The organism is Serratia sp. (in: enterobacteria), assembly GCF_051654945.1.
In the GTDB taxonomy this organism is placed as follows: Bacteria; Pseudomonadota; Gammaproteobacteria; order Enterobacterales; family Enterobacteriaceae; genus Chania.
Map to the genome: position 1 here is coordinate 86,208 of NZ_JBOFZA010000037.1, position 20,780 is coordinate 106,987.

17 protein-coding genes are annotated in these 20,780 nt (G+C 54.1%); 10 read left to right on the forward strand and 7 right to left on the reverse strand.

From position 1 onward, the window contains the following. Positions 1–5: 5 nt before the first annotated feature. Both ACRDCA_RS04050 and ACRDCA_RS04055 read right to left on the reverse strand, forming a co-directional pair. The gene (locus ACRDCA_RS04050) at positions 6–842 is read right to left on the reverse strand and encodes a TIM barrel protein (protein WP_438688398.1); all 837 of its coding nucleotides are present in this window, start codon (positions 840–842) and stop codon (positions 6–8) included. 33 nt (positions 843–875) lie between these two features. Beyond that, a complete protein-coding gene (locus ACRDCA_RS04055) occupies positions 876–2,312 on the reverse strand; it encodes a sugar porter family MFS transporter (RefSeq protein ID WP_438688399.1) in 1,437 nt (478 codons plus the stop codon). Positions 2,313–2,874: 562 nt separating this feature from the next. On the opposite strand from ACRDCA_RS04055, the gene ACRDCA_RS04060 reads away from it, so the two are divergent. Further along, positions 2,875–4,380 (forward strand): CoA-acylating methylmalonate-semialdehyde dehydrogenase, encoded by a 1,506-nt coding sequence (locus ACRDCA_RS04060; protein ID WP_438688400.1) that lies wholly within the window; start codon positions 2,875–2,877, stop codon positions 4,378–4,380. Between the two features lie 104 nt (positions 4,381–4,484). Next, positions 4,485–5,294, forward strand: a complete 810-nt coding sequence (iolB, locus tag ACRDCA_RS04065; RefSeq protein WP_438688401.1) for a 5-deoxy-glucuronate isomerase — start codon at positions 4,485–4,487, stop codon at positions 5,292–5,294. A 60-nt stretch (positions 5,295–5,354) separates the two neighbouring features. Here the strand turns inward: iolB and ACRDCA_RS04070 are convergent, their stop codons facing one another. Together ACRDCA_RS04070 and ACRDCA_RS04075 are read right to left on the reverse strand one after the other, a co-directional pair. Beyond that, positions 5,355–6,191, reverse strand: coding sequence for a MurR/RpiR family transcriptional regulator (locus tag ACRDCA_RS04070; protein WP_438688402.1), 837 nt, complete (start codon positions 6,189–6,191; stop codon positions 5,355–5,357). Between the two features lie 208 nt (positions 6,192–6,399). Beyond that, complete coding sequence (locus tag ACRDCA_RS04075) at positions 6,400–8,340, reverse strand: bifunctional 5-dehydro-2-deoxygluconokinase/5-dehydro-2-deoxyphosphogluconate aldolase (RefSeq protein WP_438688403.1); 1,941 nt, start codon at positions 8,338–8,340, stop codon at positions 6,400–6,402. Between the two features lie 595 nt (positions 8,341–8,935). Between ACRDCA_RS04075 and iolD the strand changes: the two genes are divergently transcribed. The 4 genes from iolD (at position 8,936) to iolE (ending at position 13,850) form a co-directional block, all read left to right on the forward strand. Then, the gene (gene iolD, locus ACRDCA_RS04080; RefSeq protein WP_438688404.1) at positions 8,936–10,876 is read left to right on the forward strand and encodes a 3D-(3,5/4)-trihydroxycyclohexane-1,2-dione acylhydrolase (decyclizing); all 1,941 of its coding nucleotides are present in this window, start codon (positions 8,936–8,938) and stop codon (positions 10,874–10,876) included. 79 nt (positions 10,877–10,955) lie between these two features. Further along, positions 10,956–11,969 carry a Gfo/Idh/MocA family protein gene (locus ACRDCA_RS04085; RefSeq protein WP_438688405.1) on the forward strand — a complete coding sequence of 338 codons (1,014 nt, stop codon included), beginning with the start codon at positions 10,956–10,958 and terminating at the stop codon, positions 11,967–11,969. Positions 11,970–12,007: 38 nt separating this feature from the next. Beyond that, the gene (locus tag ACRDCA_RS04090; RefSeq protein ID WP_438688406.1) at positions 12,008–12,889 is read left to right on the forward strand and encodes a sugar phosphate isomerase/epimerase family protein; all 882 of its coding nucleotides are present in this window, start codon (positions 12,008–12,010) and stop codon (positions 12,887–12,889) included. A gap of 64 nt (positions 12,890–12,953) precedes the next feature. Then, positions 12,954–13,850: a myo-inosose-2 dehydratase gene (gene iolE / locus ACRDCA_RS04095; RefSeq protein ID WP_438688407.1), complete on the forward strand. Its 897-nt coding sequence runs from the start codon at positions 12,954–12,956 to the stop codon at positions 13,848–13,850. A 50-nt stretch (positions 13,851–13,900) separates the two neighbouring features. On the opposite strand, the gene ACRDCA_RS04100 is transcribed toward iolE, so the two are convergent. Next, positions 13,901–14,398, reverse strand: coding sequence for a GNAT family N-acetyltransferase (locus ACRDCA_RS04100; RefSeq protein WP_438688408.1), 498 nt, complete (start codon positions 14,396–14,398; stop codon positions 13,901–13,903). Between the two features lie 387 nt (positions 14,399–14,785). On the opposite strand from ACRDCA_RS04100, the gene ACRDCA_RS04105 reads away from it, so the two are divergent. Then, positions 14,786–15,481 (forward strand): pirin family protein, encoded by a 696-nt coding sequence (locus ACRDCA_RS04105; RefSeq protein WP_438688409.1) that lies wholly within the window; start codon positions 14,786–14,788, stop codon positions 15,479–15,481. A 136-nt stretch (positions 15,482–15,617) separates the two neighbouring features. Next, positions 15,618–16,613, forward strand: coding sequence for a gluconate operon transcriptional repressor GntR (gene gntR / locus ACRDCA_RS04110; protein ID WP_438688410.1), 996 nt, complete (start codon positions 15,618–15,620; stop codon positions 16,611–16,613). A 36-nt stretch (positions 16,614–16,649) separates the two neighbouring features. On the opposite strand, the gene ACRDCA_RS04115 is transcribed toward gntR, so the two are convergent. After that, positions 16,650–17,156: a gluconokinase gene (locus ACRDCA_RS04115; protein WP_438688411.1), complete on the reverse strand. Its 507-nt coding sequence runs from the start codon at positions 17,154–17,156 to the stop codon at positions 16,650–16,652. A gap of 292 nt (positions 17,157–17,448) precedes the next feature. Between ACRDCA_RS04115 and gntT the strand changes: the two genes are divergently transcribed. Continuing rightward, complete coding sequence (gene gntT, locus ACRDCA_RS04120; protein ID WP_438688412.1) at positions 17,449–18,765, forward strand: gluconate transporter; 1,317 nt, start codon at positions 17,449–17,451, stop codon at positions 18,763–18,765. Positions 18,766–18,804: 39 nt separating this feature from the next. Here the strand turns inward: gntT and ACRDCA_RS04125 are convergent, their stop codons facing one another. Next, positions 18,805–19,398: a YhgN family NAAT transporter gene (locus tag ACRDCA_RS04125; RefSeq protein ID WP_025119274.1), complete on the reverse strand. Its 594-nt coding sequence runs from the start codon at positions 19,396–19,398 to the stop codon at positions 18,805–18,807. 202 nt (positions 19,399–19,600) lie between these two features. On the opposite strand from ACRDCA_RS04125, the gene asd reads away from it, so the two are divergent. Next, positions 19,601–20,707 (forward strand): aspartate-semialdehyde dehydrogenase, encoded by a 1,107-nt coding sequence (gene asd, locus ACRDCA_RS04130; protein ID WP_025119273.1) that lies wholly within the window; start codon positions 19,601–19,603, stop codon positions 20,705–20,707. The last annotated feature ends 73 nt before the right edge of the window (positions 20,708–20,780 follow it).

Genomic DNA, 20,780 nt, shown 5'->3' on the forward strand with positions numbered 1-20,780 from the left:
CGCGTTTATTCTTGCAACAATGTGATGCTCTGGCGGATCTCTCGTTCGATATCGCCCTCCGTCCAGGTGTTCAGCTGTGAAGAGAACGGCTCGAAGGCATAGATCCCCCGATAGCCCAGGCGTTCCAGGTTCTTAACCTGGGCTACGCTTGCCAACCGATCTTTCGCGCTCAGCATAATGCGTTGTTCATCGCTCAATGCCCCTTTGATCAGTGGATCCTCAACGCCAGAGAGATGCACCAAACCAATCTGTTCAACCTGAATATGGGCGTCAAACTCAGGTTGTGTCACGTCGCTCAGATAGTGGTGGAAAGTATCCAGCACTATTTTGTAGGGCGCGCCAGAGTCGCGAATGATTGCCTGAGCCAGCAGGGAAGAGCGCAGCGAACTGATACCAAAGCCTAGCGGCTCGACATAGCCTTCGACGCCATATTGCTTGAATAGCGGGGCCAGCAGTTGCAGGGCGGCCAGTGTATCTTCCCTCTTTTGTGCCTCGCTGCGCCGATCGCTGGCGCTGCAATTTGGGCACATTACCAAAGCCTTACTGTGGATCGCTTTCGCCTGAACCAGCAGCGCCTCGGCGTTTTTCAGGAGCGCAGCCTGGTCTGCTACCAGGTTGAACATCCCCAAAGCGTTAATGGTGACGATCTCGATGCCGAACTCCGCAGCTAATGCGTTCAACTGCTCGTTGCTCAGGTCATCGGTTACTTTGCCGCCTGGCATATCGTTACGTAGTTCGACCTTGCTCAGCCCACAGTTTTTCACCAACTGGAAAAAGTTCTCCAGCTTGAGGTTAGGGGCGATCTTACGGTTGATACAAAAACGTTCTAATGCAATGGCCATAGTGCATCACTCCTGGGGATATTGGGGGTAGGTTCAGGCTTTACCATCTTCTACCGGTACGATTTCAGGTAGCGGTTGGCGATAGCGTTTCGCCATCACCACGTCTTCCATTTTTTCCAGCGATACGCCTTTGGTTTCCGGGATAAAGCGGGCAATAAACCAATAGCTGAACAGGCAGCAGGCGGCAAAAACCCACATTGGGAACGCCCCATGGAAGGTTGAGAACAGATAAGGCTGGTCATTGATCATCGGGAAGCTCTGGGCGACCACGAAGTTAGCCAGCCACATACAGCCGACGGCAATGCTCATCCCTTGTGAACGCATACGGTTGGGGAAGATTTCGGAAACCAGCACCCAGGCACCCACGCCCCACGACATGGCGTAGAACACCATAAAGAACAGCATGCCAAACAGTGCGAAGTAGCCAGTGGCTTGGGTATACAGGGCATAAGAGGTGATCAGCAGGCCAACGATGGTGCCCAGTGTGCCCCAGCGCATCAATGGGATACGACCCAAGCGATCCATCAACATCGCGCCGATCACCGAACCGACCAACTGCAATACGCCGATCCAGATCGTCTGGAACAGGGCTTCCTGCGCATTCTCGGTCACGGTTTTCAGCACTACCGGGGCGTAGTACATCATCACGTTAACCCCGGTCACCTGTTGCAGCATGGCAATCATGCAGCCGACAAACAGAATGAAGCGTACGCGTACATCGCCGTAATTCAGTTTTTGTTTACGGTGCTGTTCGTCCTGGCGAACCGAGTCTTTGATTTCCTGCAGCACGCTTTGTGCGTGCTCCGCATTTGAAACGCGGGTCAGCATGGCCAACGCCTGGTCGTCGCGGCCTACCATTACGCTCCAGCGCGGTGATTCGGGAATGATAAAGACTAAAACGGTGAACAGCAGGCAGGGGATAACCTCTGAGCCAATCATCCAGCGCCAGCCCATTTCAACCAGCCAGGCTTCGCTGGCGTAGCTGGCAATCTTGAAGTTGACGTAAAAAATCACGATCTGGCCGAACACAATAGCGAACTGCTGCATGCTGAGTGCCCGGCCCCGCATATCTTTCGGCGAGACTTCCGACATGTACATGGGGGATACCGTAGCGGCGAGCCCGACGGCCAGACCCCCGATGATGCGATAGATAACAAACCAGGTGAAGGTGGTGGCCAAGGCAGCGCCGACCGCAGAAATGGTAAACAGCAAGGCGGCGATAACCAGGGCTTTTTTACGCCCATAGCGGCCAGCTAGCGGCCCGGCACCAAAGGCGCCGACCACACAACCAATCACCACGTTGGAAACGGCCCAACCGGTTTCTGCCGGGCTAAGGTCAAAGTAAGTTTTGAGGGCTTCGATAGCGCCGGAAATCACGGCGGTATCGTAACCAAACAGAATGCCACCGAGTGCTGCAATCCCGCAGATGCGCAGAATATACCCAGTATTGTGTTTACGCTGATGTGACATATGTTGCTCCGATTTTTATCCTGGCTTCTGCCTACTTGAGTGACTTGTAGGGGTCGAGGGAGGCAGAAGGGTGAACCGTGCCTGTCATCAAGGCGGTGTTTATCAGGGGGTCCTTCACCAGACAAGAACATTTATTTCATAATTAGTGAATAATGAAATATTAATTTTTAGATCCAGTTCAAAAATTTGAACGTAAATAGCGCAAATGGCTCTGCTGATCTGCATGGATCACTGGAAAACTGACCGGTCTTGGCGGAAAAACGTATCTGTATAAAAACTAGGGATTAGTGGTTAAAGCCATGCCGTTACTGGATCGCAGATAGATTTATTCGCGACCCCGCATTCGGCTGGCTGACATGGCAAATTTGCGATCGGTGGCACTAAAAACAAATTTTCTAAAATATTTTATTTGAAACTTTTTTTTCAATGAAATAGAGTTTGATTCATCTGGTCAGGATTTAATCTGCCTGTGGGCCGTACTCTTGCAGGCGGCACGATGAGCGTCACAACATGCGGCAAAGCTGCGAGCCGTGGCGATAGCGGACTTAACAGAGGGTGAAACATGAAAACCGTGGGTAACTTTATTGGTGGGCAGGTTTGCCTGAGCAGCAGTAATCAGACCGTCGACGTGCATAATCCGGCGACCGGCCAGGTTGAACGCCGTGTGACACAAAGCACCGCCGCTGAGGTGAAGCAGGCTATTGATGTCGCCCATCACGCATTTACCGGCTGGGCGCGCACTACGCCGCTACGCCGGGCGCGTATCATGTTCAATTTCAAGGCATTGCTGGAGCAGCACCGTGAAGAGCTGGCGCAACTGATCGTCAGCGAACATGGCAAAGTCTATTCCGATGCGCTGGGTGAATTGACCCGTGGCATGGAAGTGGTGGAGTTTGCCTGCGGCATTCCGCACCTGATTAAAGGGGAGTTCTCACCGGATGTGGGTACGGGTGTGGACAGTTTCTCGCTGATGCAACCGCTGGGTGTCGTCGCTGGGATCACCCCGTTTAACTTCCCGGCCATGGTGCCGATGTGGATGTTCCCAATTGCACTGGCCTGCGGCAATACCTTCGTGTTGAAGCCCCCGGCGCTGGTTCCTTCCGCTTCTGTACGATTGGCAGAACTGCTGAAAGAGGCGGGTCTGCCGGATGGGGTGTTCAACGTGGTGCATTGCGGCAATGCAGAGGCGTCACAGCTGTGTACCGATCCACGTATTCAGGCGGTAAGCTTCGTAGGCTCTTCCACCGTGGCTGAGCATATCTACACTACTGCCAGTGCCCACGGCAAGCGTGTACAAGCCTTTGGGGCCGCTAAAAATCAGGCTATCGTCATGCCGGATGCGGATCTGGATGCTACGGTCAATGCGCTGATGGGGGGGGCATTTGGCTCGGCCGGTGAGCGTTGTATGGCGCTGCCGGTGGCCGTTGTCGTTGGCGAGGGCACCGCAGATAAGCTGATTGCCAAACTCAAACCGCTGATCGCCCAGTTGCGGGTTGGACCCGGTATGCAGCAAGGCGGCGAAGAAAACGAAATGGGGCCGCTGGTTTCATCTATCCATCAGAAAAAAGTGCTGGGATATATTGATATTGGCGTTGAAGAGGGTGCAACGCTGGTGGTCGATGGCCGCAATTATCAGGTCTCCGGTCATCCAGAAGGCTACTACGTGGGTGGAACCCTTTTTGATAACGTCACACCGGATATGCGCATCTACCGCGAAGAGATCTTCGGGCCGGTGCTGGGCATTGTACGTGTGGCAGATTACCAAACGGCTATCGACACGGTGAACAGCCACGAATTTGGTAATGGTAGCGCCATTTTCACCAATAACGGCCACTATGCTCGTCAGTTTGTGCATGAAGTTCAGGCGGGGATGGTAGGAGTTAACGTGCCGGTACCGGTGCCGATGGCTTTCCACAGTTTTGGTGGCTGGAAACGCTCGGTATTCGGTGCGCTTAACGTACATGGCACGGACGGTGTGCGATTCTATACCCGCATGAAGACGGCTACCGCCCGTTGGCCAACCGGCCAGCAAACGGTCTCCGAATACAGTATGCCAACGCTTGGCTAAGCCGCAGCCAGATAAACCGAGGCCGTTATTCCACCGGGATAGCGGCCGCAGTTGCTGGTACCAATAATTGCAGCCACACATGCACGAGATTTAAGGAGAGGGTCATGTCATCACTATTATCGAAATGTCAGCAGCCGGATGCTCAGGGGTGTATTCAGTCCGTCACTCCGGAAAATGCCCATTGGCGTTTTGTCGGGTTCGAGGTCTATCGGCTAGCTGCTGGGCAGTCGTTGCAGTTGGATAGTGGCGATAAGGAGCTTTGCCTGGTGCTGGTGGCGGGTATTGCCTCTGTGGCAACCCAACGTGCGGAATATCCGCACATTGGTAAGCGGATGAGCCCGTTTGAGCGCACGCCACCTTATTCCGTATATGTTCCGCATCACGACCATGTTGAAGTGCGGGCAGAGACGGAACTGGAACTGGCGGTATGCAGTGCGCCGGGTAAAGGGCACTTACCTTCACGTTTGATCACCCCGGCCGATGTTGGTGTAGAACGGCGGGGTAAAGGCCGTAACCAACGGCTGGTGCACAATATTCTGCCAGACAGCCAACCGGCCGACAGCCTGCTGGTGGTGGAGGTCTATACCGACGAAGGCAATACCAGCTCCTACCCAAGCCATAAGCACGATCGGGAAGACTCGCCGGACGAAACCTACCTGGAAGAGACCTATTATCACCGTCTTAACCCTGAGCAGGGGTTCTGCCTGCAACGCGTCTATACCGACGATCGCTCGCTGGATGAGTGTATGCCGGTGTATAACCGCGACGTGGTGAAAGTGCCGCGCGGTTACCATCCGGTAGCCACCCTGGCCGGGTATGACAGTTACTATCTCAACGTGATGGCCGGGCCGGTTCGCATGTGGAAGTTCACCTGGGAAAAAGATCACGCCTGGATCAACAGCGAAAGCTATTGATCGCGTGGGGTAAGACGGCTGATGCAATTTAAACGGGCGCATGCCGCGCCCGCTCTGCAATTACAGTTCTTTGGCGTTATTGAGCGCCAAGGATACCGCTAATGTCTGCGCCAGGCACATAGAGGCGACCTGCGAGCGGAACCCATCTACCTGCGCTTCGCGCACCACAAAACAGACATCGCTAAAGGCAGCCAGCGGGCTGACCTGACTGTCGGTAATGGCGATCAACTGTGCGCCCTGCTTGGCTCCCAACTCGACCAGCTCTACCGCCTCTTTGGCATAAGGTGAGTAGCTGATGGCGACCACCACGTCTTTGGGTTTCACCATGCTGAGCTGTTCGGTAAACATCCCGCCTAATCCATCGATCAGGAAGGCTCGCCTTTCTAAATGGCGCAGGGCATAGGTGAGATAAGAAGCCACGCTAAATGAGCGGCGCAGGCCGATCACGTAGATATTTTCCGCGCTATTCAGCAGTTCGACTGCCCGATCCAATTGATCGGCGCTGGTTTGCATCGCCAACTGTTGCAGCGCCTGCGAGTTGACCATTGTGAACACGTTGAGAATTTCCGCCGGCTTTTCCGGGGCAACGCTGTCGTCGGTAGAGGTTTGGCGGAACAGGCGTGCGCGCTCGGTATAGTTCACCGTTTCTTCCATCAAATGCTGGCGGAAGACCTGTTTCATTTCGTTGAAGCCGCTGAAACCAAAGGCGTTGGCAAAACGGATCAGGGTAGAAGGCGGCACGCTGGCCTGTGCGGCGATGGAGGCAACGGTATCGAAAGCAATGCTGTTACTGTTATCCAGGATGTAACGTGCTACCTGTTTCAAGCGCTTACTCAGCGTTTCATAACGGCGGCGGATCTCGTCCTGTAACAGCGAAAGTTGAGTTGGGTTAGTCATCCATTCGGCTCGCAGTATTGGCTGAAGCGTATCGGTTTATACGCTGAAAATATTGTCTGGTTATTCTAACAGATGGAGTGGACATTTCATTTCTACAAAAAGCGATTTATTTCGTCGCCAGTTGCGTTGCTTCACAGAAAATAGGCAAAAAAATCCCCTTAAAGCAGCGAAAATCACTTTAAGGGGAAGATCCGTTAACAGCATCAGCTTAGCGCTGGCTGGTTTTACCCGCAGGTTGCGGGCGATATTGTCGCCAGAAACCGATCAGCGTCAGGTATTTCTGTTTCACCTGTTCGATCAGCTCGGCGTCATCAATGTCACCTTGCAGCCAAAGACGTGAGGGAGCGCCAAAAATAGTGCGCCCAACCGCGAAGCCTTTTACCCATGGCGCATCTGCGGCTGCGGCGAACCCGGCTTTCAGCGTTTCCTGTGGCGAGTCCAGCCCGAGGATCAGTACTCCGCGGCAGAACGGATCGTGAGTCTCAATCAATTCACCCACTTTTTGCCAGTTGGCGGTACTGAGTGGCGGCAGCTTCCACCAGTCTGGCTGAACGCCCAACTGGTAGAAATGCTCCATCACCTGCAAATAGTTGCGCTCGTCTTTGTCGGTATTGCTCTCAGGCAAAATGACTTCCAGCAACAGCTCATGACCGGATTTGCAGCAGCCACGATACACGTCAACGATCAGCTCGTCCTGCTCACGGCGCAGCGCCTCGGCATCCTGTGGATGATAAAATACCAGGCATTTGACCACGTGCTCTTGCGGCCAGTCGATCAGCTGCGAGCCAATATTGCCGTGCTCCAACCGCAAAGGGCGCGAGCTTGGCAATTCTACCGGGCGGCCAATCCACCAACCCTGACCGGTAATGGCGTTCAACGCCGCCTGGCCGTAAGTGGTGTCGGCAAGAATGCCGCTATTGCCGTGCAACCCTGCCTCGGAGGCCGCAGCCTGTGCGGCAGCCAATAGCAGCGTTTTTAACTGTGGGATCCGTTCCGTGCTCACGCCTGCATCATGCGCCATCTCTGCCAATTGCTTGCGGTGATCGAAGGCGAATACGCACAGCTCAGGCCACTGCTGCTTACGTGTGGTAACGCGGTGCAGATGGTTCAGGCGGGCATCCAGATCCGGACGTTTCACCTCGTGTTCACGTTGCAGGTAATCGTCCAGCTCCAGCTTGGTGGGCATTGCAGGGGCGCAGCCGTGGCGAGAAACTACCAGCGCACCGCAGGCATTGGCGTAGCGGCAGGCCTGATCCCAACCTTCATCATTAAGATAGCCGCGCAGCAGACCAGACATAAAAGCATCACCCGCGCCGAGTACGTTCAAAACCTCAACGCGGACGCCGGAATGCAATTTGACCTGCTGCCAATTGGCCGGGATGTCCCCTTCAAATACCGAGCAGCCTTGCGCCCCACGTTTGCACACCAAAGTAGCCTGGGTAACCTTACGGACGTTTTGCAGTGCGGCCAGCGTATCGGTGCTGCCCCCCGCGATATGGAACTCTTCCTCGGTTCCCACGATGAGATTGAAATGGTGCAGAACCTCCTGTAGTTCGCGGGTCACTTTCTCCGATTCGATAAAGCGAGTCTCGCCATCGCCCAATGAGGTTAACCCCCATAGCACCGGCCGATAATCGATATCCAGCGCGGTACGCAGCCCGTGGCGCTGGGCGTATTCCAACGCTTGTAGCACCGCCGCGCGCGTTTTTGGATGGGAGAGGTGGGTGCCGGTGATCGCCAAGGCCCGTGATGAGGCAATGTAGTTTTCATCAATATCATCGGGTGTCAGCGCCATATCGGCACAGTTCTCGCGGTAGAAAATCAGCGGGAAGGTTTCCTGATCCTTGATGCCCAGGATCACCAGGCCGGTCAGGCGCTGCTTATCGGTGATCAGGCTCCGCGTGTCGGCACCGACGCGCTGAAGCTCTTCACGCAGGAAACGGCCCATGTGTTCATCCCCCACACGAGCCAGCATGCCGGACTTTAACCCTTGGATCGCGGTGCCATAGGCCACGTTGCCGGAAGAACCGCCAAGATATTTGGAGAATGAACTGGCATCTTCCAGGCGTGCACCGATTTGTTGAGCATAAAAATCGACAGCGATGCGCCCGAGGCAAATGACATCAAGCTGTTTGTGTTGTGTGGCCATACCCGTTTCCTTCTGTCATTAAGCAAAACCGATTGCGACCCGGTAGAGGAGGTAAGCAGGAAGCATGGATCGAATTATGAGGAATAAAAATTTCAATTTCAATATCAAATGAAATTTACACCCCGAAAATGTGATGCATTTAAAAGCGGCTTGCAGCAGGTCGATAACCGTACGGGCATATTATTATCGATAGAACAATCCCTTGCTGAGATGAACCGCAAAAACGGGCGCTATCTTGATGTTTGCTGGTTCGAACGAAGAGCCGGCGCGTCGATCGAACGCGAGCTATGCTGATTTTTTATCTAATCACTTGAATTATAAATACAACCTTAACCTGAGCGGTTTGGCATTATGCGATCCTTATCGCAAAATGAAATGTTTTTTCTGTATTGATATTTTATGAAAAAAATATTTGTTTATAATCAAACCACGTTTCAAACTGCTTGTTGAATGAGCAGTGCGTTACAACCCAGACACGAAAAGCACTGTCTTTGTATAACAAAAGACAGTGTTACTGCCACCGGATATGCCTGCCTGTTTGCAAGCCACCGCTTGGAGCCGGAAGGGGATAACACCAAAAGAAAGGGTGAGTAAAATGGGTAAGATCAAGTTGACCATGGCACAGGCACTGGTCAGATTTCTCGACAACCAGTACCTGCTGGTAGACGGGGTAGAAACCAAATTCGTAAAGGGGATATTTGCCATTTTCGGCCACGGTAACGTACTCGGCCTGGGGCAGGCTCTGGAGCAAGACTGTGGCGATCTGGTCGTGCATCAAGGGCGTAACGAGCAGGGGATGGCGCATGCCGCTACCGGCTTTGCCAAACAGAAGCTGCGCCAACAGATTTACGCCTGTACTTCCTCCATCGGCCCCGGCGCGGCCAATATGATCACCGCTGCGGCGACTGCCACGGCGAACCGCATTCCTTTACTGCTGCTGCCAGGCGATGTGTATGCTTCCCGCCAGCCCGATCCGGTATTACAGCAAATTGAACAATCCTTTGATCTGAGCATCAGCACCAACGACGCTTTCCGCGCCGTCAGTAAATATTGGGATCGCATCGTGCGTCCAGAGCAACTGATGAGTGCCTGCATCAACGCCATGCGCGTGCTGACCGACCCGGCAGAAACCGGTGCCGTAACGCTATGTCTGCCACAGGACGTCCAGGGCGAAGCCTACGATTATCCAGACTATTTCTTCCAGAAACGGCTACATCGCCTTGAGCGTCGCCCGGCCAGCGAAACTGCGCTGGCAGATGCCCTGGCATTGCTGGTGAGCAAACGCCAACCGTTGATAATCTGCGGTGGCGGGGTGAAATACTCGCAGGCGGGGCAGGCGTTACAGCAGTTTGCCGAGCGGTTCCATATCCCGTTTGCGGAAACTCAGGCTGGCAAAGGCACAGTGCTCTCCTCACACCCATACAACGTAGGCGGCATCGGCGAAACGGGCTGTCTGGCGGCCAACACCTTGGCGAAACAGGCCGATCTGGTGATTGGTATCGGCACCCGATATAGCGACTTCACTACTTCTTCAAAATGGCTGTTCCAGAACCCGGATGTGGCTTTCCTTAATATCAACGTCAGTGCGTTTGACGCCGGCAAACTGGACGGCGTGCAACTGTTGGCAGATGCCCGTGCGGCACTGTCCTCCCTCAGCCCGCTGTTGGCGCAGGCAGATTACCGTTCAGATTGGCGGGAAAGCATCGGTGAAGCGCTTGGCGCACAGCAGAAAGAAACTGCGCGGGTCTATCAGGTGACCTATACCGGCGAAGGCTTTGTGCCGGAAATTGACGATAGCCTCGAGCGCGAGCGGGTATTTGCCGAGTTTATTGAAAAAACCGGTTCCGTATTAACCCAAAGCCGGGTGCTGGGCGTACTCAATGAGCATTTACCACAGGACGGCGTGATCGTTGCCGCAGCTGGCAGTCTGCCGGGCGATTTGCAGCGTGTCTGGCAGAATCGTGGTGAGCACGGTTATCACGTGGAATACGGTTATTCCTGTATGGGTTACGAGGTTAATGCTGCGTTAGGCGTCAAGCTCGCAGAACCGCAGCGCGAGGTTTATGCCATGGTGGGGGATGGGGCATTCATGATGCTGCATTCTGAACTGGTCACCTCGATTCAGGAAGGCTGCAAAATCAACGTGGTGCTGTTCGACAACATGACCAACGGCTGTATCAACAACCTGCAGATCGGACACGGTATGGGGAGCTATACCACCGAATTCCGCTTCCGCAATCCGCAAGGGGGCAAGCTGGATGGCAATCTGGTTCCGGTTAACTTTGCCATGTTGGCAGCTGCCTATGGTTGTAAAACCTACAGCATTACCACCGAACAACAGCTGATCGATGCGCTAGCGGATGCCCGCAAGCAGCAAGTTTCTACCCTGCTGGATATCAAAGTGCTGCCAAAAACCATGGTGCACGGCTATCTCAGTTGGTGGCGCGTGGGCGGTGCCCAGGTGGCCGAAAGTGAAAAAATTATCGCCGTCGCACGCAAGCTACAAGAGAACATCGATAAAGCCCGCGACTACTGATCACGAATTATCTTGGTAATCGTCGGTGCGGGGAATACGCCGCACCCTCATACGTTTACAGTCCACGAGGATAACGAAAATGACATTGAACATTGGGGTTATTGGTACCGGCGCCATCGGCAGGGATCATATTCGCCGTTGCAGCCAGGTGTTGCAGGGCAGCCGCGTCGTTGCGGTGAATGACATCAATCGAGACAGTGCGGCCAAGGTAGTCCGTGAGCTGAAACTGGACGCCAAGGTGTATGACAATGCCCACGATCTGATCAACTCCTCAGATGTGCAGGCGGTGCTGGTCACGTCATGGGGGCCAAGTCATGAAGAGTTTGTGCTTGCCGCTATTGCTGCGGGCAAACCGGTATTTTGCGAAAAACCGCTGGCGGTCACGGCACAGGGCTGCAAGAACATCGTAGATGCCGAGGCCAAGCACGGTAAGCGCCTGGTGCAGGTGGGCTTTATGCGCCCTTACGATCAGGGCTACCGGGCACTGAAACAGGTATTGACCAGCGGCCAAATCGGCGAGCCGCTGATGCTGCATTGCGCCCACCGCAACCCAAGGGTCGGTGAAAACTACACCACGGATATGGCGATTACCGATACGCTCATTCACGAGTTAGACGTGCTGCGTTGGCTGCTGGACGATGATTACGTCTCGGTGCAGGTGGTGTTCCCACGCAAGAGCAGCAAAGCCCTGCCACATTTGCGGGATCCGCAGATTGTGTTGATGGAAACCGCCAAGGGTACCCGTATTGACGTCGAAATCTTTGTTAACTGCCAGTACGGCTACGATATTCAGTGCGAAGTGGTGGGGGAAACCGGCATCGCCAAGCTGCCAGAACCTTCCGCGGTACAAATGCGCAGCGGTGCCAAACTGTCCACCGAGATCCTGGTGGACTGGAAAGACCGCTTTATCGGTGCCTACGATGTTGAACTGCAAGCCTTTATCAACGATGTCCTGGCCGGCAAATTAACCGGGCCTTCGGCTTGGGATGGTTTTGCAGCAGCGGTGGCGGCGGATGCCTGTATCGCCGCGCAGACCAGCGGTGAAGTGATGCCGGTGACCTTACCTACTCGCCCTGGCTTCTATGGCCAATAAGCCTGTAGTTACCGTATTCCCGTTCTAGAGGGACGACCATGAAAATCGCTTTTGATGTCGATGTGATTAAGGATTTGGGTATTACCAAGATGGTCGAGCAGGTGGCTGACTGGGGCTACAAGTACATTGAGCAGTCGCCGCATCCGCAGATCAACCCTTTCTATAAGCATCCAAAAGCCGGTCGTGACGTTCTGGCGGAATATCAGCGGGCGCTAAAGGCCACCGGGGTGGAGATATCTTCGTTTATCGTAGTATATCGCTGGTCTGGCCCGGGAGAAGACCGCCGTCGTGCGGCGGTCAAGAACTGGCGGCGGATGATCGAAATCGCGGTGGAGATGGGAGTTCAGGTGATCAACACCGAGCTGGCTGGCAATCCGAACGAACCGGAGATTTGCGAAGAGCTGTGGTACCAATCGATGGAGGAACTGCTGCCGATTATCGAACGTGAAGGTATTCGCATGGAAATCCAGTCCCATCCGTGGGACTTTTGCGAGCTAAGCAACGAAACCGCCGACATGGTGAAATCGTTGCGCAGCGACAACGTGACCTATCTCTACAGCGTTCCCCACACCTTCTATTACGACCAAGGGCGCGGCGATATCGCCAATATGCTGCGCTATGCCGGCAGCGATCTTTCCCACGTATTGATTGCCGATACCATGAACCACACCCGCCCCTGTCGGTATATCGTTAATCCGCCGGGTGTCGATGCGGTAGTACATCAGCATATGGCTATCGGCGAAGGGGAGGTGGACTTCGCGACCCTGTTCCAGACTCTGCGCGACATGGAGTTTGCTAACCGTACTTTTAAGGTTGGTGGGGAGTCGATCATCTGCACCTCGCTGTTCGGCTACCCGGAGAGAATGCCTGCCCAGGCGGTGGCGACCAGAGAGCGCATCGAAAAAGAGCTATTGGGTTAATAACTTTCTTGGCCACACCGGCGGGAAAGGTAGCCGGTAAGTGCCTACATGACTGAGGCTGAAAATGAACAAAGACAATGTAAAGCTGGCAATCGCCCCGATTGGCTGGACGAATGACGATATGCCTGAATTAGGCAACGAGAATACGTTCCAGCAGTGCGTCAGCGAAATGGCACTGGCCGGATTCACCGGTAGTGAAGTGGGCAGCAAGTACCCGCGCGACCCCAAGGTGTTGAAACCGATGCTGGATATCCGGGGTATCCAGATCTGTAATGCCTGGTTCAGCACGTTCTTTGCCGATGGGCTGAAGGAAAAGACCATCGACGAGTTCGTTAACCATATGAATTTCCTGCATGCCATGGGAGCCAAGGTGATTGGTTGCTCCGAGCAGAGCAAAAGTATCCAGGGCACCACCAAGGCGGTATTCGAAGAGAAGCCTTACTTCAGTGATGAAGAGTGGCAGCGAGTGGCTCAGGGGTATAACGAACTGGCAAAAATTGCTGCCGGTAAAGGGATGCAGGTCTGCCTGCACCATCATATGGGTACGGGCATCCAGACTACGGAAGAAATAGACCGCTATATGAGCATGGTCAACGACGATGTTTATCTGCTGTTCGATACCGGGCACGCCTATTATTCCGAGGGCAGCCAGAAAGCGATGCTGGCCATTTTGGAAAAATACCTGCCGCGTATCAACCATGTACACCTGAAAGACGTGCGTGACGAGGTGGTGGCCGAAGTTAAAGCCAAGCGCCTGAGCTTCCTGGATGGGGTGAAAAAAGGCACCTTCACCGTACCTGGGGATGGCGTGATCGATTTCCGGCCGGTGTTTAAACTGTTGGATGAGCGGGGCTATAAGGGCTGGATGGTGGTTGAAGCCGAACAGGATCCGGCGCTGGCCAATCCTTTCGAATACGCAGTGAAAGCACGCCGCTATATTCGCGAAACGGCCGGGCTTTAAATTTTTGCGGTGTCTAACCGACGGGGCGTTCATATGAGCGCCCCGTTGGCTTATGCACTTTTGAAGCGAGCCATATGATGGGCATCGACCATTTCACCGTCGCGGAAGGCGAAGCGGCGGCTGGTACCTTCGATCTCAAAGCCAAACTTGCGATACAGCGCGATGGCACCCTGATTATCGGTGAACACCGTTAGCTCGATACGCTCGATGGCGGCCCAGTTGTCACAGATATCGATCATGGCCTGCATCAGCGCACTACCCACGCCTTGGCCGTGGTAACCCGCATCTACGCTGATGCCAATGGTCGCCACATGGCGGCGGCGTACCCGCTGGTTGAGCTCCACGAACAATTGTCCCACTACGCGATCGTCAATGCAGGCCACCAGGCTATAGGTGCCGGGCTGTACATCATTGATACGTTGCTGCCACATGGCTTTTGACGGTAGCGGTAGTTGTAGCGTGTCACGGTAAACGGCTGGGTGTGAGAATAGCTGGTGGAGGGCTTCAGCATCGTTACTTTCCACGTGACGGACTACAATCTCGCTCATTTTTTCCTCTCTTTGGCGTTTACCGTTTGAATAACCTCCCAAATTATCCGTTTACTGTCACGAGTCAATATTATTTCCCATTGGTCAAAAAAACGCTTTACAGGTGCGAATGATAATGATTACTATTGTCATGCGTTCAGAGAGAGTATCAACCTTTGATACTGTTTGCTGAAGGCACGACATTGCTCACATTGCTTCCAGTGTTTACTTAGCCAGCTCGGGTGCTGGCTTTTTTTTTGCCCAAATTCAGTGGCTAACCGATCCCACCAACCTTCTGTTACTCCCTGCCAAACTCCACCTAATTTTTTGAACAGAGGGGTGAGATTTTTGCGCTTTCATATTCCTCCGTCAGGTCTAGACTGTAGAAAACGTTGAGGAGAGTTGAATATGATTTATCTACGTAAGGCACAAGATCGCGGTCATGCTAATCATGGTTGGCTGGACAGCTGGCACACCTTCTCATTTGCTGACTATTACGATCCCGATTTTATGGGGTTCTCGGCACTGCGGGTGATTAACGAAGACGTGATCGATGCGGGCCAGGGGTTCGGTACTCACCCCCATAAAGACATGGAAATCCTGACCTACGTGCTGAGCGGCACGGTGGAACATCAGGACAGCATGGGTAACAAAGAACAGATTAATGCTGGTGAGTTCCAGATAATGAGTGCGGGCACTGGTGTGCGTCACTCTGAGTACAATGCCAATAGCGATCGGCCATTACATCTGTATCAGATCTGGATTATTCCTGATCAGGTTGGTCTGGAGCCACGTTATGAGCAGCGTATGTTCGATGCGCCACAGGGCCGCCAACTGGTGCTGTCACCAGACGCTCGTGAAGGCTCGCTGAAAGTGTTCCAGGATATGACCTTGTCACGCTGGGCGCTGAAGAAAGATGAGCAGTCGGTCTATCCAATCCAGGCAGAACGCCGCATCTGGATCCAGGTAGTGCGCGGCAATGTATCGATCAATGGCAACCAAGCCGGGATTAGCGATGCGTTCGCGGTCTGGGATGAGACTGCACTGTCGATCCATGCCGATGAAGACAGCGAAATTTTACTGTTCGATCTGCCACCGGTGTGATGACAGAGTGATGATAAGGGCTCAGTTCAGTGCTGGGCCCTTTTTTTGTCTCCGCTGGTCGCAGAACCAACAATATCGGAAAGCCGTTTTATTTGCTAAAATAGCGGCCCATCCATGGTTGGCCAGCTCATTGATAATGAAGAAAAAACGCCCGGTACTTCAAGATGTCGCAGATCAGGTTGGCGTCACCAAAATGACGGTGAGCCGCTATTTGCGCAACCCCGGTCAGGTTTCCGCCGCTTTACAGCAAAAAATTGCGGTAGCGTTGGACGAGCTTGGCTACATCCCCAACCGTGCGCCGGATATCCTGTCCAATGCCACCAGCCGGGCGATTGGCGTGCTGTTACCGTCGCTGACCAACCAGGTATTTGCCGAAGTGTTGCGGGGCATTGAGAGCGTTACCGATGCGCATAACTACCAGACCATGCTGGCGCACTACGGCTATCTGCCGGAGCGTGAAGAACAGCGCCTGACGTCACTGTTTTCTTATAATATCGATGGGCTGATCCTGTCCGAACGCCACCATACCGCACGTACTCTGAAGATGATTGAAGTTGCAGGCATTCCGGTGGTGGAGTTAATGGACTGTGTTTCTCCCTGTATCGATCTGGCGGTCGGGTTCAACAACTTTGAAGCGGCCCGTCAAATGACCCAGCAAATCATCGCTCACGGCCATCGTCATGTGGTGTACTTTGGCGCGCGTCAGGATGAACGAACCATTATCAAACAGCAGGGCTACGAACAGGCGATGCGTGAATCGGGTCTTGAAACCTATAGCATCATGACCACACGCTCTTCGTCCTATTCGGCTGGGGGCGAGATGTTGCGCGAGGCGCAGCGTGATTATCCGCAGGTCGACAGTATTTTTTGTACCAACGATGACTTGGCAATCGGCGCAGCGTTTGAATGCCAGCGTCAGGGGGTGTCGATCCCGCAGGACATGGCGATTGCCGGTTTCCATGGCCACGATATCGGCCAGGTGATGGTACCAAAACTGGCCAGCGTGCTGACGCCGCGTGAGCATATGGGGCAGATCGCCGCAGAACGCCTGTTGGCGCGCCTGCGCGGGGAAGAGGTTTTCCCCCGTATGGTTGATGTCGGTTTCACCGTGGCACCCGGTGGCAGTATCTGAACCTGGGCGCAATAGTTTGCGCCCATTATGGCTAACCTACGATTTCAGCGCTGCAACACAACGGCCCACTACGCCTTCAACGTCGGTATCAATATCTACGCAAACCACATCTTTTTCGTCAGCCCCAGGCTCTTCCAAAGCATCAAACTGGCTCTTGAGCAGCTCGGTGGGCATAAAGTGTCCGGAGCGGGCTTGCAGGCGGGCCAGGATCACCTCGAAGCTGCCTTTCAGATAGATAAACACCATATTGTCATTGTCTTTGCGCAGCAGATCGCGGTAGCGGCGTTTCAGCGCCGAGCAGACAATGATGCCACTTTCGTTCTTGTGATTAAGGCTGTAGGCCGCATCGTTGAGGCGTTGCAGCCAGGGGGCGCGGTCATCGTCATTCAACGGTTGGCCGCTGGCCATCTTCTGGATATTGGCGCGCGGATGCAGATCGTCGCCATCAATAAATTTTGCCTTGATTTCCCGTGCTACCGCCGCGCCAATCGTGGATTTGCCGCTGCCGGAGACGCCCATCAGGATGATGCTTTTTCCCGCCATAAGTTTGATCTCTATCTCAGAATGCGAATTTTGCTGGGTTACCTGGTTCCGAATCTTAGCATGTTACCGGTATCATGATACGGGTAACAAATGGAGATGTGATTGTCATCACACAGCATAGAACAGGGAAATACCCGTCGTTTTCAAGCCACCATAGGGTGGGCTGTAATCTGGAACGCTGTACTCAACCGCCTACTCAGTGCACCAGGAAAGGGCCGTACAAAAAACAAGCACCTTCTTTCGCCGTTGTGGCGCAAAGAGGCCAAGTGATAAAAAGGGTTGGAGAAAAATTATGCCACTAGTGATTGTTGCCATCGGCGTAGCCATGCTACTGCTGCTGATGATCCGCTTTAAGCTCAACGGCTTTATCTCGCTGATTCTGGTCGCGCTGGCGGTCGGTATCATGCAGGGTATGCCGGTAGATAAAGTGATTGGTTCTATCAAGGCCGGCGTGGGTGGAACGCTGGGCGGTCTGGCGCTGATCATGGGCTTTGGTGCCATGCTTGGTAAGCTGCTGGCGGACTGTGGCGGTGCGCAGCGGATTGCCACCACGCTGATCGACAAGTTCGGTAAACAGCATATCCAGTGGGCTATCGTGCTGACCGGTTTTACCGTCGGCTTTGCTCTGTTCTATGAAGTGGGTTTCGTACTGTTGCTGCCTTTGGTGTTTACCATTGCCGCCTCTGCGCGTATCCCGCTGCTGTATGTCGGTGTGCCGATGGCTGCGGCGTTGTCCGTTACCCACGGTTTCCTGCCACCGCACCCAGGCCCAACGGCTATCGCCACCATTTTCCATGCGGACATGGGTAAAACCCTGCTGTATGGCACCTTGCTGGCGATCCCTACCGTGATCCTGGCAGGCCCGGTCTATGCCCGTTTCCTGAAAGGCATCGATAAGCCAGTGCCGGTGGGTTTATACAACCCGAAAACCTTTACCGAAGAAGAAATGCCTGGTTTTGGCGTCAGCGTCGCGACCGCACTGGTGCCGGTGATCCTGATGGCATTCCGTGCCGTAGCGGAAATGGCGTTGCCAAAAGGCCACGCGTTCCTGTCTTACGCCGAGTTCTTCGGTGATCCGGTAATGGCAACGCTGATTGCCGTGCTGATCGCCATCTTTACCTTCGGCCTGAACCGTGGCCGCACCATGGACGAAGTGATGGGCACCATCAGTGAATCCATCAAAATCATCGCCATGATGCTGCTGATTATCGGCGGTGGTGGGGCGTTCAAACAGGTGCTGGTGGACAGCGGCATTGAGCAATACATTGCTGGCATTATGCACGGTAGCAACGTTTCACCTATCCTGATGGCCTGGTCGATTGCCGCAGTGCTGCGTATTGCCTTGGGTTCTGCGACCGTAGCGGCAATCACCGCCGGCGGCATTGTAGCTCCGCTGATTGCCACTACCGGGGCTAGCCCGGAACTGATGGTCATTGCCGTTGGTTCAGGTAGCGTGATTTTCTCCCACGTTAACGATCCTGGCTTCTGGCTGTTCAAGGAGTATTTCAACCTGACCATCATGGAAACCATCAAATCCTGGTCGGCGTTGGAAACCATCATTTCAGTCTGTGGCCTGATTGGCTGCCTGCTGTTGGCGATGGTGGTTTAAGTCGTAAAGACGGGGCGCAGCGCTGCTGCGCCCTGGCTGCTAAAGATTCAGATAGGCACGTACCCCGTCCAGGAACATCTGGGTGGACAGCATCACCAGGATCAACCCCATCAGCCGTTCCAGCGCGCTCACCCCTTTGCTCCCCAGTAAACGCAGAAACAGATTCGACATCAGCAGGATCGCCGCAGACAAGCCCCAGGCAATCAGCAGGGCCACTACCAGATGCGAAATCTGGTTGGGGTATTGGTGTGAAAGCAGCATCAAGGTTGCCAGAATTGATGGCCCGGCTACCAAAGGAATGGCGAGCGGTACCAGGAACGGTTCCTCACCGGCGGAAAGATCGCTGCCGCTGCCTTCCTGCGAAGGGAATATCATCTTGATGGCGATCAGGAACAGGATAATCCCGCCGGAGATCGACACGGTTTCGGTACGCAGGTTGAGGAACGCCAAAATATGTTCGCCAGCGAACAGAAAAATCAGCATCAGCACCAAGGCTATCAGCAGTTCGCGGATCACCACCGCCCGGCGACGGCGAGGTTCCAGGTGTTTCAGTACCGACATGAAAATCGGCAGGTTACCCAGCGGATCCATTATTAAAAACAGCAGCACCGTTGCCGCAATCATTTCTGTCATTTATTGCCTCAAAATCAGAAAAAACGACGGGTATAAGCCGCATTGCTGAGAATTGCCCGTGTATCGAATAAATTCACTTTGCGCTCGCGCCGACATTTTGTAAGGTGGGTAGATATTGCACACAACATATAACTTAACTCTATCTCATATCCTTCCTGAAAGGGTATAGAGCATAGCCATCCTCCAAGGCAGGACAGTAAATATGAAAAACGTTGGTTTCATTGGTTGGCGTGGTATGGTCGGCTCGGTACTCATGCAGCGCATGACGCAAGAGCGCGATTTTGACGCCATTCGCCCGGTATTCTTCTCCACTTCGCAGCTCGGTGCTGCCGCCCCGGCTTTCGGCGGCCAGCAGCAAGGTACGCTGCAAGATGCGTATGATGTCGAAGCATTAAGCGCCCTCGATATTATTATTACCTGCCAGGGCGGCGATTACACCAATGAAATCTATCCAAAGCTGCGTGCCACCGGCTGGCAGGGCTATTGGATCGATGCGGCCTCTTCTCTACGTATGGAAGACGATGCGATCATCATCCTCGATCCGGTCAACCATGCGGTGATCCAGGAAGGGCTGAACAAAGGCATCAAAACCTTTGTGGGCGGTAACTGCACCGTCAGCCTGATGCTGATGTCGCTGGGCGGCCTGTTTGCCAACGATTTGGTGGAGTGGGCGTCGGTTGCCACTTATCAGGCGGCTTCTGGCGGCGGCGCGCGTCATATGCGTGAACTGTTGACCCAGATGGGTATGCTGCATGCCGATGTGGCGAAAGAGTTGCAAGATCCGGCCTCGGCCATTCTGGATATCGAACGTAAAGTCACGGAGGCAACCCGTTCTGGTAAGTTGCCTACCGATAACTTTGGCGTGCCTTTGGCGGGTAGCCTGATCCCTTGGATCGACAAGCAGCTGGATAACGGCCAAAGCCGCGAAGAGTGGAAAGGCCAGGCGGAAACCAACAAGATCCTCAGCACTTCAAGCATCATCCCGGTTGATGGTTTATGCGTGCGCGTCGGCGCTTTGCGCTGTCACAGCCAGGCATTTACCCTGAAGCTGAAGAAAGATATCCCACTGCCGGAAATCGAGCAGTTGCTGGCCACGCACAACGACTGGGTACGGGTGATCCCGAACGACCGCGAACTGACCATGCGTGAGCTGACGCCTGCTGCCGTAACCGGTACGTTGAACACGCCGGTTGGCCGTCTGCGCAAGCTGAATATGGGGCCGGAATATCTCTCCGCATTCACCGTTGGCGATCAGCTGTTGTGGGGCGCGGCCGAGCCGCTGCGCCGCATGTTGCGTATCCTGCTGTAACCCTGAACTGAACTTCCTGAGGGCTGATCTCTTTCAGCCCTCCAATGCCCTGTTTTCCCCGCTTCTGGTGTCG

Excerpts from the sequence above, each read along its gene's own strand:
- ACRDCA_RS04070 (WP_438688402.1), bottom strand. The coding sequence starts at position 6,191 with ATGACTAACCCAACTCAACTTTCGCTGTTACAGGACGAGATCCGCCGC.
- ACRDCA_RS04085 (WP_438688405.1), top strand. The coding sequence starts at position 10,956 with ATGACATTGAACATTGGGGTTATTGGTACCGGCGCCATCGGCAGGGAT.
- gntT (WP_438688412.1), top strand. The coding sequence starts at position 17,449 with ATGCCACTAGTGATTGTTGCCATCGGCGTAGCCATGCTACTGCTGCTG.
- ACRDCA_RS04100 (WP_438688408.1), bottom strand. The coding sequence starts at position 14,398 with ATGAGCGAGATTGTAGTCCGTCACGTGGAAAGTAACGATGCTGAAGCC.
- ACRDCA_RS04060 (WP_438688400.1), top strand. The coding sequence starts at position 2,875 with ATGAAAACCGTGGGTAACTTTATTGGTGGGCAGGTTTGCCTGAGCAGC.
- ACRDCA_RS04055 (WP_438688399.1), bottom strand. The coding sequence starts at position 2,312 with ATGTCACATCAGCGTAAACACAATACTGGGTATATTCTGCGCATCTGC.
- ACRDCA_RS04105 (WP_438688409.1), top strand. The coding sequence starts at position 14,786 with ATGATTTATCTACGTAAGGCACAAGATCGCGGTCATGCTAATCATGGT.
- iolE (WP_438688407.1), top strand. The coding sequence starts at position 12,954 with ATGAACAAAGACAATGTAAAGCTGGCAATCGCCCCGATTGGCTGGACG.
- iolD (WP_438688404.1), top strand. The coding sequence starts at position 8,936 with ATGGGTAAGATCAAGTTGACCATGGCACAGGCACTGGTCAGATTTCTC.
- gntR (WP_438688410.1), top strand. The coding sequence starts at position 15,618 with ATGAAGAAAAAACGCCCGGTACTTCAAGATGTCGCAGATCAGGTTGGC.
- asd (WP_025119273.1), top strand. The coding sequence starts at position 19,601 with ATGAAAAACGTTGGTTTCATTGGTTGGCGTGGTATGGTCGGCTCGGTA.
- ACRDCA_RS04115 (WP_438688411.1), bottom strand. The coding sequence starts at position 17,156 with ATGGCGGGAAAAAGCATCATCCTGATGGGCGTCTCCGGCAGCGGCAAA.
- ACRDCA_RS04090 (WP_438688406.1), top strand. The coding sequence starts at position 12,008 with ATGAAAATCGCTTTTGATGTCGATGTGATTAAGGATTTGGGTATTACC.
- ACRDCA_RS04050 (WP_438688398.1), bottom strand. The coding sequence starts at position 842 with ATGGCCATTGCATTAGAACGTTTTTGTATCAACCGTAAGATCGCCCCT.
- ACRDCA_RS04075 (WP_438688403.1), bottom strand. The coding sequence starts at position 8,340 with ATGGCCACACAACACAAACAGCTTGATGTCATTTGCCTCGGGCGCATC.
- ACRDCA_RS04125 (WP_025119274.1), bottom strand. The coding sequence starts at position 19,398 with ATGACAGAAATGATTGCGGCAACGGTGCTGCTGTTTTTAATAATGGAT.
- iolB (WP_438688401.1), top strand. The coding sequence starts at position 4,485 with ATGTCATCACTATTATCGAAATGTCAGCAGCCGGATGCTCAGGGGTGT.